Genomic DNA, 12201 nt, shown 5'->3' with positions numbered 1-12201 from the left:
CGACTGTGCCTGAAATAGCATCTGGCTGGGTCAATTCCTGATGAAAAACCCGGGTCAGTTCTCAGTGAAAATCAACAAACTGACGCCCGTTGGAGACGAAGGTACGGGAAGTGAAGAGTTTCTAAAAATAAACCTGCGAGGAAGGGTTCCTGTTTTAATTGACGGTGAGGAAATAATTACCGAATGCCCCGCGATTCTATTTTATTTATCGAGTTTATTTCCAGAGAGAAATTTCTGGCCAAAATCAGTTCTGGAGCAAGCTCGTTGCTGGGAATGGTTTAACTGGTTATCGAGCAATGTACACGCGGTTGCCTATGGACAGATATGGCGACCCGGACGGTTCATTGAAGATGAACATCAGTGGAATAATATTGTTTCAAGAGGGAAAAACAACCTTCAGGAATTTAGTGCAGTAGTAGAAAACAATATCTCTGGGAGAACGTGGTGCGTAGGTGAAGCGTATTCATGCGTTGATCCGTATTTGTTTGTTTTTTATTCTTGGGGGAAAGCCATCGGATTGGATATGGAATCCTCTTTTCCGGCATGGTCGCGTCATGCCGCCCGAATGTTGGAGCGGTCGGCCGTTCAAAACGCGTTACGGCAAGAAGGTTTGATCCCGTAAATAGCAGCGAGGTACGATAAGTGCCTTTAGATGGTACAAGAGTAGGGACCTCTTTCGATTGCTTGTTACTGCTCCGATAACATGACATGCTGGTGAAGCCATTGGTGCCCGCTGAGGCGGGCATATTCTTGAGGAAAGGTAGGATAATGAGCATTTCGAGCCATGACGCCACCAGATCCGGCTGTTTCAAAATCGGCGGAGATATTGACATCAACCGTCTTGGTTTCGGCGCGATGCGTATTACCGGCAAAGGTGTTTGGGGGCCACCTGCCGATCACGACGAAGCTATCCGCACGTTGAAGCGGCTTCCGGAGCTCGGCGTCAACTTCATCGACACGTCCGATGCCTACGGGCCGGATGTGTCGGAATGGCTGATCCGCGAGGCATTGCATCCCTATCCCAAAGGGTTCGTAATCGCGACCAAGGGTGGTCTGACCCGCTCTGGGCCTGACATATGGAAGCCGGTCGGGCGGCCGGAATACCTGCTCCAGCAGGTGCATAAGAGCCTGCGCAATCTTGGTGTCGAACAGATTGATCTTTGGCAGTTACACCGTATTGATCCGAAGGTTCCGGCGGACGAACAGTTCGATGCAATCAAATCACTGCTCGATCAGAAACTTGTCCGCCACGCGGGATTGAGTGAGGTATCCGTCGCGGACATCAAGGCGGCCTCGAAATTTTTCGACGTCGCAACCGTCCAGAACCGTTATAATCTGGTCGACCGTACCAGTGAGGACGTACTCGACTATTGCGCTGCTCAGGGTATCGGCTTCATTCCCTGGTTTCCGCTCGCCGCGGGCGATCTCGCAAAACCGGGCTCGATACTTGACACAATATCGGGGAAATATAACGCCACGCCAAGCCAGATTGCCCTGGCCTGGATTCTGAAGCGCAGTCCGGTCATGCTACCGATCCCCGGAACGTCCCGGGTCGCACATCTCGAACAGAACGTCGCCGCCGTTGACATCATCCTGTCCGACGAAGACTTCGCGGCGCTGGACGCGGAAGGCCGCAAGGCGTTTCAGTCCGCCTCCTGATGGCCGTGTGAAGCATCTGTCGATTACAGACCCGGCATGGAGATGAAACCCGGCAGATTTCGGACGCGATCGAACCAGCGTCCGAGAGCCGGATAGGGAGCGGGTCGATACCGCCCTCGGGCGCCAGTGCGAGAGAGGGGAAGAGCGCGCAGTCCGTGATCGTAGGGTGGTTGAGTGCAAACCAGTCTGTGTGAACTGTCCCGGGTTTACCGGAGAGTAAAACTCTCGGAGGATGATCCCTATAGTAGAGAAGAAGAAAACATCACGTTATTCGCCTGAGTTCCGTAAGCGCGCGGTGCGCCTTCTGGAAGAGCATCGATCAGATTACCCGAGCTTATCAGTTGCCGTCAATCGGCTACAGGCCGCCCGCCGAAGCCGAACGCGCCTACTATGAAGATCAGAGCTGGCTTGATATCTCTGCCTGATTACTGAACAAATCTCTCTCCCGTAAACCCGGGGCAGTTCAGAACGGGGTGTCAGATAAACTGGTGCCCGGCCATCCACTGTTCGGCCATTTTGGGCCACTCCACCGTTGCGGTTTCTGGTTTTCCGAGACCAAAACCGTGGCCACCGGTGGGAAACAGGTGACGCACGACTTCTACATTATTTTGTTCGCAGGTCGCCTGAAGAATTGCAGTATTTGCCGGGTTTGACACGGGATCGTCCGCCGCCTGTACGAGGAAGAACGGCGCCAGCCCCGGATGAATGTGTGTCTGCACGGACCAGCGCGCGCTTTCGGCAGGGCTTGGATGATCGCCGATCAGGATGCGTCTCGTGGACGTGTGCTGATACGGTGGTTCAAGTGTCACAATGGGATAGATCAGCAACGTCAGATCGGGGCGACCCGATATCTGGTCCACCAGGTCGAGCGGCGCGTAGGATAGCTGATTCGCACAGGCTGTCTGCATACCCAGCAAATGAGCGCCGGCAGAAAAACCGATTATTCCCACACGGCGCGGGTCGATGCCAAAATGGCGTGCCCGACCGCGGATGATGCGAATGGCGCGCTCCGCGTCCTGAAAAGGTGCGGATCTGCCAACAGTCCAGCCCTCTTCCGGGAGGCGATACGTCAGGACGAAGCTCGTCACCCCGATAGAAGCCAGCCACCGGGCGGTGGGCATGGCTTCCTTCCCGTTTTCGACCCGTTTATACCCACCGCCCCCTGCGATCAGCATCGCGGCTCCGTTGGGCTTAACGGGACGAAAGACCGTAAGTGTTGGAACCGCCACGTTTGTTACGGCACCGCTTCTGGAGACATGCTCGCCTGAAGTGGGGCCTCCACCACCCGGCGGCGGTCCGTGCCAGATTGGAAATCCGGATACAAGCGCGCTCGGCATCGCATCCTGCCGACGATTTCCTGCGTCAGGCGTGACTGTCTGTGCGTGAGCGTTGCCCGAAACGATGGTCGCCGCTGCCATCAATGAGCCTTTTATGAGCGTGCGTCTGCCAATCACATTCGCTTCTTTCTGATCTGGGTCATCGGCTGAAGACCAGGCAGATCGGGCAGGCCGCCTCCTGCGCTCGATACAGAAATAAAATATGGCATGATTTCCGGCTCGCCACAAAAAACATGCCCGCGAGGGGGGCTACCCTTAAAAAAGAGGCGGGATTGTTTTAGAAATACCCTGCCGTGGCGTCATTGGAGTGTCTCTTCCTTGCAGGCATATGGAGCGCGTATATGAAAATAAATACTGTAACACTGGGGATTATCCTGTGTGTGACAATTTCGAGCGCGCAGGCTCAGGTCGTCATGGTGGGGCCCCCGCCGCCTGCACCCCGCGAGATGATGATTGCACCGCCGGGAGCACCGGAGAAATTCGTATGGGATCCCGGGCACTGGAAGAGGCATCGCGCGCGCTATGTCTGGATTCCGGGCCATTGGATTGCCCGGCCGATGCCGAGACTCATCTGGGTTCCGGGCTCGTGGCGGCCAGGCCCGAGGGGATGGGTCTGGGTTGCAGGACATTGGCAATAAGGGGCCTGCACTTACTGGAAGACGGGATGAAGTGTCAGGAAGTATAACGACACTTCATTGCCCGAGACACCATCGCGTGTCGTCAGTGAACTGCTGATAGTGGAGGCTGTGCCTATATATTCAGGTCAGCAATCCATATCGCGGCCGCCTGTCTGCTGTGTTGCTTTTGGGCGGAGCGCCGCTGTGATTGCAGCATGCGGCAGCGCTCGGTTTCAGTCAGCGGCTCTGTTTCGCTGGATGGAATGCGCGTACCGATCTCCCCACGTCTTGAGCGCCTGAATAACAGGCTTCAGCGTTTTTCCCACATCAGTCAGGGCGTATTCCACATGCGGTGGAACCTCGGGAAAAACAGTCCGTGAAATCAGCCCGTCCGCCTGTAGTTCCCGAAGCTGGTTGGTGAGCATGCGCTGTGTGACATTGGGCAGGCGGCGGCGCAGTTCACCAAACCGCAGTACCTCGTCCTCGAACAGGTGATACAGGATCAGCGCCTTCCACTTCCCGCCAAAGAGTTCGAGCGTGGCTTCCACCGTGCAGCCGGGGCTACACCCCAGCGTGGTGTGACGGATGCGGGGCATGGTATCATTCCTGACACTAGTGGCGATTTATGTGCGTTCTTGCGCAAACATGAGGCCGGGTCAATGTTTACATGAGGGCCAGATGAATGGTCTGTGTTTGTAAACAAGGTTGATCATGTCTTCATCTTCTCTATTCAGTTCCGTGCGATTGGGCGACCTGCCCCTTGAGAACAGGATATTCCTGCCGCCGCTGACCCGCTGCCGCAGCACACAGCCCGGTGATGTCGCCAACGTACTGATGGCGGACTATTATGCCCAGCGTACGCAGGCGGGTTTCCTGATTACCGAAGGCACACAGATCGAACCCCGTGGTCAGGGCTATGCCTGGACGCCGGGCATCTACTCACCCGAGCAAATCGCGGGCTGGAAATGCGTCACAGATGCTGTGCATGCAAAGCGGCGGCCCATCTTTGCGCAGTTGTGGCATGTCGGCCGTGTCTCCCATCGGGCGTTACAACCCGGCCACGAAGCACCGATTGCTCCATCCGCCGTGGCGGCAACTGGAGTAAACGTGTTTATTCCCACAGGGCCGGGTACGGGCAAACTGGCGCCACCAGACATGCCACGCGCACTGTCCGTCCCCGAAATCCATGATCTCGTGGAACTGTATGCCCATGCGGCGCGTAATGCTCTGGCAGCGGGGTTCGATGGTGTGGAAATCCATGCGGCCAATGGTTATCTGATTAACCAGTTTATCTCCGAGCGTGCCAATTGCCGTACCGATGCTTATGGCGGCAGTCTATCCAATCGTCTGCGCTTCCTGCGTGAGGTGGTGGAGGCCGTGTCCGCTGTGGTCACGCCCGGCAGGATGGGTGTGCGGTTTTCTCCGCTGTTCGGCATACCCACAGAAGAGCGCGTCTATCTGGGTCTACTGGAAGGGAATCCGCAGGAGACCTACACGCAGGCCGTGCGGGTTCTGGCCGAAGCTGGTGTCGCCTATGTCTCGCTGGCTGAGGCCGACTGGGACAACGCGCCTGAAATGCCAGACGCCTTCCGTGCCGGTGTGCGTGACATCTTTGGTGGTCGCATCCTGTATGCGGGCCGTTATGACCTGCACAGGGCGCAGCAAGCTCTGGCGCGTGGCTGGGCGGATATGATCGGCTTCGGGCGAAAGTTCATCGCCAATCCGGACCTGCCTGCACGGCTGGAACATGGCTGGCCGCTTAATCCCCTTGATCCCGCGACCATGTATGACGGTGGTGCGCATGGTTACACCGACTATCCATTCCATACTCAGTAACAGGACGACGTCAACATGACTTTTTATCAGACCCTCAATCCGACCACGGAAACCGTGGAGCGCACATTTGACCTTCATACTGCGCAGCAGATGAAGGCGATTGTCGAGCGCGCGGACCATGTGTGGAAGACCGACTGGAAAAAGCGCGGTATCGCCGAGCGCAAAATCATCATGTCAAAGGCTGCCGACCTGCTGCGTCGTGACCGCGAGGCGCATGCCCGCCTGATCACAACCGAAATGGGCAAGGCGCTGTCCGACGCGCTGGAAGAGATCGATATCACCGCTGATATTCTCTCTTTCTACGCCGATGGCGCGGAGAAAATTCTGGCCCCTACGCATCTGGAGGTCAGGAAAGGCCAGGCGAAGATCATCAACCAGTCGCTTGGCATCATCTACTGCATCGAGCCATGGAACTTCCCCTATTACCAGCTTGCCCGTGTGGCCGGACCGAACCTGATGGCGGGTAATGTGGTCATCGCCAAACATGCGCCCAACGTGCCGCAATGTGCGCTGGCTTTTGAAAAGCTGTTTCATGATGCAGGCGTGCCGGTTGGCGTCTATACCAACATCTTCCTCGACAATGACCAGTCTGCTGAACTGATCAAGGATTTTCGTATCCGTGGTGTCGCTCTCACCGGCAGCGAACGCGCGGGCCAGACGGTGGCGGCCGAAGCGGGTGCGGCGCTCAAGAAGGATACGATGGAACTGGGCGGCAGCGATGCTTTCATCGTGCTGGATGATGCGGACCTCGAACTGGCTGTCAAATGGGCCACATGGGGCCGGTTTGCCAATAACGGGCAGGTCTGCACGGCGGCCAAACGCATGATTGTGCATGAGGCGGTCTATGATGCCTTTGTCACGGGGCTGAAAAAGGCGATCACGCAGTTCCGTATTGGCGATCCACTGGCCGAAGGCACCACTCATGGCCCGATGAGCAGCCGCAAGGCGCTGGACACCGTCCTTGCGCAGACCGACGAAGCCATCAAAGCGGGCGCAACTCTGGTGGTCGGGGGCAAGCGGATGGACCGGAAGGGCTTCTTTATGGAGCCGACCATCCTGAGTAATGTGTCAAAAGACAATCCGGTCTTCTATCAGGAAATTTTCGGGCCTGTTGCGGTTGTGCACCGGGTCGCATCGGAACACGAGGCCATTGAACTGGCTAACGATTCACCTTACGGCCTTGGCGGGGCTGTGTTCTCCCGCAACCTTGCACGCGCCGAAAAAGTGGCTGAACAGGTCGAAACAGGTATGATGTTCATCAACACGGCCACAGCAACCGCACCGGACCTGCCTTTTGGGGGAATCAAGAATTCGGGTTTTGGCCGCGAACTCTCCTTTCTCGGTATTGAGGAATTCATCAACCGCAAGCTGATCCGCATCGCCTGACAGGGCAGTTCTTCTCTTCTGCCCCGGTAAATTCCGTCCGGGACAGAAGGGCCCTACTCACAAAGGCAGATGCCGCCACGCGGTCAAGAGATACCGGCCAATACGATATGTCTGCTTTGCGAACCGTAGGACGGCCTGTGCTTCAAGGGCTCCGCCCCAGTGATCTGGCTACCGCATAGCCAGCCGCCTCAGTATGGGGGGTGATGAAGCAGAGCCGCTCATACTGAGGTGGGCGGACATGTCATGATAAAAGTGGCCTCTATAAAGTCCAGCCATGTGGAAATGTCAGTAAAACCCGAATCCCACAGCCTGCTGGGGGCATGGAACTGGCGTTGCGCCAGCCTTTGTGGATAAGGGTGTAGCAGATCAGGCCGGGTGGTTCTGCCTCCATGTTCCACATGACAAAAGCCATAGAGATGGCGCAAAACAGCCAGTTTTACGTTAGGTGGCGCAAGGGGCGGCCTGATCTGGTGCGGAGGCTATCTGTTGCGTTTTCGCAACGTTATGTGGAATATGCACAGCAGATATGTTTTTTCTATATCATTTCTATTCCGAAATGTAATACGGCGGATGGAGCAATAATGCTTCACAAGTGGGACATGAAACATGCGATTAGCGCGCCGCTTTTCTCTGCTTGCCACCACACTCTGCACCGTTCTACCTTCGCTTTCTGTGGCTGAAACGACAGGTACTGCTACAACGCATCGGAAAATTCAGCACGAACAGTCCGGGAAGGTCACGGCAAAGCCGACAGGTCCCGCTACAACGGCAGCCTCAACACGGGCAGCCCGCAAAAAGGACGACACCAGAGCCTTGTATGCAGGGGATGTCGAAACCGTTAACGTTTCCACCGGCACCCACTCGACCAACCGTAAGGCAAGGCAAAGCTCGTCCCCTGTGACGGTTGTAACGGCCGCGACCCTGCGCCGTTCGGGGCAGGTTAATCTGGCAGATTCGCTGGTACGGACATACGCATCGATCAACGTGCAGGCCATGGCCGCTGACAGTGCCGCGCTGACATCTTCCATTCAGATGCGTGGTCTCAACCCGAACGAAGTGCTGGTTCTTGTTGATGGCAAGCGCCGTCATTCCACGGCAAACATCGTGGCAGACGCGGGCCCCCAGTTTGGTTCGACGGGCGTTGACCTGAACATGATTCCAGCAAATGCGATTGACCATATTGAAGTGCTGGAAGACGGTGCCGCCGCCATGTATGGTTCAGACGCCATTGCGGGCGTTGTGAATATTATTACCAAAAAAGAAGACCACGGCCTGCATATGTCGGCCCAGACCGGGGCCAATGCCTATAACGGTGATGGCTGGCAGTATCAGTTGAACGCAGATGGCGGGCTGAAACTGGGGGAAGATGGTTATATCCATCTTTCAGGCCAGATCACGCATGTAGATCATTACGTTGTCAAAACAAAAGATCACCGTTTGCTGGGGTATTGGCCCGATGGTGCGACCACAACCGGGTATTATAACGGTCTGGTACCCAACGCCATGCAGGTGCCGCTTGATTCCAACAAGATCATGAGCACGCCCGAAGAAACCCGGGAAAATCTTGGCATTGATTTTGGTAAGAAAATTACTGACGCCATTCAGTTCTATGGTCTGATCACGTACGCGCACCGTTATGGGGAAGCATACGAAAACTATCGTATTCCCACCATCGCGCCGACCTATTATCCCTCTGGTTTTTCCCCGCTCGAAACCATTCAGGAAAACGATTACGCAGCGACCATTGGCCTTAAAGGCGATAGCCTGTTCGGCTTTGACTGGGACCTGAGCACCACTTACGGTGCTGACGAAACCAAGATCGGCAACAAAAATACCGCCAATACAGGCATGCTGTCGTCTTCCTGCTCGCCGGATAGCACATCGGCCAACTATTCACCGCTCGGATGTGGCTGGACCCCGACAATCGTGCGCGCAGAAACATACAGGCTGGCACAGTGGACCAATAATCTCGATTTCCGGCGTCATTTCAACATTGCCCAGAAAGTTCCGATGCTGCTGGCCTTTGGTGGTGAACACCGGCTGGAAACGTATGACCTGACAGCAGGGGACGAGGCATCCTACCTTCTGGGCGGCACACAGGGCTATGCAGGTATTGGCCCACAGAGTGCAGGGAGCTGGAGCCGTGACATCTGGGCAGGTTATGTGGATGGTGACTTCCATCCGCTCAAAAACTGGGATCTGGATTTTGCCGGGCGTTTTGAGCATTACACAGACGTTGGAAATGCGGAAAACGGCAAGGTTTCCTCCCGTTATGATGTAACCCGGCGTATTGCCTTCCGCGGGACCATCAGCACGGGTTTCCGTGCGCCGACACTGCCGGAGCAGCATTATTCCGCCATGAACGTGGACCCCAACGGCGCTTCCGGCCTGTTGCCGGTTGATTCGGCTGCGGCCAGTGCACTGGGGGCGAGCAAGCTTAAACCGGAACGCTCTGTCAGCGCCAGCGGTGGTATTGTTATCGAGCCTATCAACGGCTTTCATATCGAAGCGGATGTTTACCAGATCAACCTGCGTGACCGTATTGTCGGTGGCGGTACGGTCAAGGGTGCTAGCGCGATTTCGGCCATTGAGCAGCTTGGTTATCTGCTGCCTTCCAATGGTCTGATTGCTGACAACGTGTCAGCATATTTCATGACCAACGGAGCCAGCACCCGTACGCAGGGTCTGGATATCAAGGCTGATTATACCTTCCGCTTCCGCAAGGCGGGTACCCTGGCGCTGACCATGGCGCTTGACCTCAACCGGACGCGCCTGCACCATAATTCACTGGATGCAAGTGGTAATCCTTTGCTGAACGCACAGAACATTTCTTACATCACAACGGCCTATCCACGCAGCAAGATTATCCTGAACGCATTCTACCGTTACAAGAACTGGGACTTTAACGTGCGTGAAACGCGGTATGGCGAAACAACGTCCATGCTGACCTACTATGACTGGCAGAACCAGAACACACTCTGCGCGGGTGGTGGAAAGCTGGCTTACTCCAATACCTGCTTCAACCAGTTCAAGAACACACCACGCTGGATGACCGATATTGAAATTGGCTACCGCTTTAACAAAAACTGGCACATGGCTGTTGGCGTGAACAACATTGCCGATGTCAAACCCCGTATGGTTGCGCAGATCAATAACTCCCGTGGCGCACAGCCGTATGACCAGTTCTCTCTTCAGGTGCCGATCACCGGTGCCTACTACTATGGTCGCCTGAACGCAGACTTCTAAAACAGGACATACATGACGTATGTTTTCATGCGTCATGTATTTTTTTGCCGGTTCGGTCTTACCGGAACCGTGGGTAAAAGAAAAAGCAGGGATACTCAATGGCAAGTCCATCAAACACCCAGTCACAAACACGGCGGCAACTGCTGGGCCGTATTGGCACGTTAGCGGGGAGTGTGGCGCTGTATCAGGCCATGACCAGTATGGGCCATGCCATGGGAACGGATTTTTCCGGTCCTCCCAGGCTGTCTGGCGCTAAAAAAGGGACTTCCGTTCTGGTTCTGGGGGCTGGGCTTGCGGGGATGCTCAGTGCCTACGAACTGCGCAAAGCGGGTTATGATGTTAAAATCATTGAATTCCAGACGCGTAGCGGTGGGCGTAACATCAGCCTGCGCGGAGGGGACACAGTAACGGAACTGGGCGGAGCAACACAGAAAGTCGGCTTTGCACCGGGGAACTACATCAATCCCGGTCCGTGGCGTATCCCCTACCACCATCAGGGGCTTTTGTACTATTGCCGCGAGTTTGGTGTTGAACTGGAACCCTTTATTGAGCTGAACCATAACAGCTGGCTCCATTCGACAGGCTCTTTTGGTGGCAAAGCCGTACGCTATCGGGAACTGGCTGCTGATTTTACCGGCTTTACGGCCGAGCTTCTGGCTAAAGCTGTGGACCAGCATAAACTGGATGATCTGGTGACCCCAGATGAAGTGGCGCATCTGAAAAACGCCATGCAGGGCTGGGGTGCGCTTACGCCGGAACTGGCTTATACAAAGGGTAACATCAGCTCGTTACGACGCGGGTTTGAGAAGTCACAGGGTGGCGGACTGAATGGTGCCCCGATCCCGTCCGACCTGATGAAGAGAGGTGAAATCTGGAAATCCGGCATGTGGAACTGGATGGCGTTCCATGAGCGGTTGGATATGCAGACAACCATGTTCCAGCCTGTTGGGGGAATGGACAATATTGGTAAGGCCTTTACCCGGCAGGTTAAAGACCTTTTGCAGCTCAACTGCAAGGTTACGGCCATTCATCAGGATGATCATGGTGTAAGTGTTACCTATAATGACATGCAGCATGGGGGTGTGGTCCGTCAGGCAAAGGCTGACTACTGTGTGTGCACAATTCCCCTTTCCATTCTGTCACAGCTGGATGTGCAGGTGAGTGATGGCATGAAAGCTGCCATCGGTGCCGTGCCCTATGCGTCCTCCGTTAAGCTTGGTCTGGAATTCAAACGCCGCTTCTGGGAGGAAGATGATCAGATTTACGGCGGCATCAGCTTTACGGATCAGCCCATCAGCCAGATTTCCTACCCAAGCCATGGTATTTTTTCCAAAGGCCCGGCCGTACTGCTTGGGGGCTATATGTTTGGCCCTGCGGCATATGACTTTGCAGGCATGACCCCTCAGGAACGACTGGAGCAGGGCATCAAGCAGGGTCTGGCTTTTCATCCTCAATACCGGAAGGAATTTCTGAATGGTGTGAGTTTTGCATGGAGCAGGGTGCCATGGACTTTGGGATGCTGTTCGATGTGGAGCGAAGAGGCACGCAAGACGCACTATAAGACGCTGTGTTCCATTGACCAGAGACTGGTTCTGGCTGGCGAGCATGCGTCTTACGTCGGATGCTGGCAGGAAGGCGCCATTCTCTCCGCGCTGGACGCGGTTACACGTTTGCATAAACGAGCCCTGGGAGCAGCCTGATGCGTAAATTTCTCCTTTTGTCGGCGCTAGTGGCTGCTGCCGCACCGGCTGGTTTTGCACGGGCGGACAGTGCAAGTGCAATTTCTGGTAAAATGGAAGCCCTGCCTTCGGGCGAGGCGATTTACCGCCATGTCTGCCAGAGCTGCCATATGGCTGAAGGGCAGGGGGCTGTGGGTGCCGGGGCGCAAATTCCTGCTCTGGCGCATAATCCGCGTTTGCAGGTTGCCAGTTACCCTGCGACCGTTATCCTTAACGGTTACGGAGCCATGCCGTGGTTTTCCGGTTTGTTGAATGACCAGCAGATTGCAGATGTGGTGGATTATGTCCGTACGCATTTTGGTAATCATTATACAGATAAACTGAACCCGTCAGAGGTCGCTCTTATGCGCCCCCATCTGACAGCCGAGGAGCAATAAGATC

Annotated in this window: 10 protein-coding genes and 1 pseudogene; 8 read left to right on the top strand and 3 right to left on the bottom strand. The window is 55.5% G+C overall.

Annotated elements, in window-relative coordinates:
* Positions 1–40: 40 nt before the first annotated feature.
* A complete protein-coding gene (locus AB2L51_RS10850) occupies positions 41–622 on the top strand; it encodes a glutathione S-transferase family protein (protein ID WP_395582518.1) in 582 nt (193 codons plus the stop codon).
* A 146-nt stretch (positions 623–768) separates the two neighbouring features.
* Entirely contained in the window at positions 769–1659 is an 891-nt protein-coding gene (locus tag AB2L51_RS10845) for an aldo/keto reductase (RefSeq protein WP_395582517.1), read from the top strand.
* A 23-nt stretch (positions 1660–1682) separates the two neighbouring features.
* On the opposite strand, the pseudogene AB2L51_RS10840 reads toward AB2L51_RS10845, so the two are convergent.
* Positions 1683–1846: pseudogene (locus AB2L51_RS10840) on the bottom strand (glutathione binding-like protein); the annotation flags it as partial.
* A gap of 289 nt (positions 1847–2135) precedes the next feature.
* Entirely contained in the window at positions 2136–2834 is a 699-nt protein-coding gene (locus AB2L51_RS10835) for an alpha/beta hydrolase (RefSeq protein WP_400921907.1), read from the bottom strand.
* A gap of 503 nt (positions 2835–3337) precedes the next feature.
* On the opposite strand from AB2L51_RS10835, the gene AB2L51_RS10830 reads away from it, so the two are divergent.
* Positions 3338–3634 carry a hypothetical protein gene (locus AB2L51_RS10830; RefSeq protein WP_395582515.1) on the top strand — a complete coding sequence of 99 codons (297 nt, stop codon included), beginning with the start codon at positions 3338–3340 and terminating at the stop codon, positions 3632–3634.
* A gap of 212 nt (positions 3635–3846) precedes the next feature.
* Here AB2L51_RS10830 and AB2L51_RS10825 read toward each other — a convergent pair whose 3' ends face one another.
* A complete protein-coding gene (locus tag AB2L51_RS10825; protein ID WP_395582514.1) occupies positions 3847–4209 on the bottom strand; it encodes a winged helix-turn-helix transcriptional regulator in 363 nt (120 codons plus the stop codon).
* A gap of 115 nt (positions 4210–4324) precedes the next feature.
* Between AB2L51_RS10825 and AB2L51_RS10820 the strand changes: the two genes are divergently transcribed.
* From AB2L51_RS10820 to AB2L51_RS10800, 5 genes are all read left to right on the top strand, one after another.
* Positions 4325–5449 carry an alkene reductase gene (locus tag AB2L51_RS10820; protein ID WP_395582513.1) on the top strand — a complete coding sequence of 375 codons (1125 nt, stop codon included), beginning with the start codon at positions 4325–4327 and terminating at the stop codon, positions 5447–5449.
* Positions 5450–5464: 15 nt separating this feature from the next.
* Positions 5465–6835 carry an NAD-dependent succinate-semialdehyde dehydrogenase gene (locus tag AB2L51_RS10815; RefSeq protein WP_395582512.1) on the top strand — a complete coding sequence of 457 codons (1371 nt, stop codon included), beginning with the start codon at positions 5465–5467 and terminating at the stop codon, positions 6833–6835.
* 606 nt (positions 6836–7441) lie between these two features.
* On the top strand, positions 7442–10081 hold the full coding sequence (locus tag AB2L51_RS10810) for a TonB-dependent receptor plug domain-containing protein (protein ID WP_395582511.1): 2640 nt from the start codon (positions 7442–7444) through the stop codon (positions 10079–10081).
* 98 nt (positions 10082–10179) lie between these two features.
* Positions 10180–11781: a flavin monoamine oxidase family protein gene (locus AB2L51_RS10805; protein WP_395582510.1), complete on the top strand. Its 1602-nt coding sequence runs from the start codon at positions 10180–10182 to the stop codon at positions 11779–11781.
* A complete protein-coding gene (locus tag AB2L51_RS10800; protein ID WP_395582509.1) occupies positions 11781–12197 on the top strand; it encodes a c-type cytochrome in 417 nt (138 codons plus the stop codon). Before AB2L51_RS10805 ends, AB2L51_RS10800 begins: the two co-directional genes overlap by 1 nt.
* Positions 12198–12201 lie beyond the last annotated feature (4 nt).

Origin of the sequence: Acetobacter fabarum (genome assembly GCF_040702925.2) — a bacterium.
GTDB lineage: Bacteria > Pseudomonadota > Alphaproteobacteria > Acetobacterales > Acetobacteraceae > Acetobacter > Acetobacter fabarum_B.
Note: the sequence above shows the minus strand (reverse complement) of the source record. Positions and strands in the feature narration are given on the sequence as shown.

Coding starts and splice junctions, on each gene's coding strand:
- AB2L51_RS10850 (WP_395582518.1), top strand. CDS start 41: ATGAAAAACCCGGGTCAGTTCTCAGTGAAAATCAACAAACTGACGCCC.
- AB2L51_RS10845 (WP_395582517.1), top strand. CDS start 769: ATGAGCATTTCGAGCCATGACGCCACCAGATCCGGCTGTTTCAAAATC.
- AB2L51_RS10835 (WP_400921907.1), bottom strand. CDS start 2,834: ATGCTGATCGCAGGGGGCGGTGGGTATAAACGGGTCGAAAACGGGAAG.
- AB2L51_RS10830 (WP_395582515.1), top strand. CDS start 3,338: ATGAAAATAAATACTGTAACACTGGGGATTATCCTGTGTGTGACAATT.
- AB2L51_RS10825 (WP_395582514.1), bottom strand. CDS start 4,209: ATGCCCCGCATCCGTCACACCACGCTGGGGTGTAGCCCCGGCTGCACG.
- AB2L51_RS10820 (WP_395582513.1), top strand. CDS start 4,325: ATGTCTTCATCTTCTCTATTCAGTTCCGTGCGATTGGGCGACCTGCCC.
- AB2L51_RS10815 (WP_395582512.1), top strand. CDS start 5,465: ATGACTTTTTATCAGACCCTCAATCCGACCACGGAAACCGTGGAGCGC.
- AB2L51_RS10810 (WP_395582511.1), top strand. CDS start 7,442: ATGCGATTAGCGCGCCGCTTTTCTCTGCTTGCCACCACACTCTGCACC.
- AB2L51_RS10805 (WP_395582510.1), top strand. CDS start 10,180: ATGGCAAGTCCATCAAACACCCAGTCACAAACACGGCGGCAACTGCTG.
- AB2L51_RS10800 (WP_395582509.1), top strand. CDS start 11,781: ATGCGTAAATTTCTCCTTTTGTCGGCGCTAGTGGCTGCTGCCGCACCG.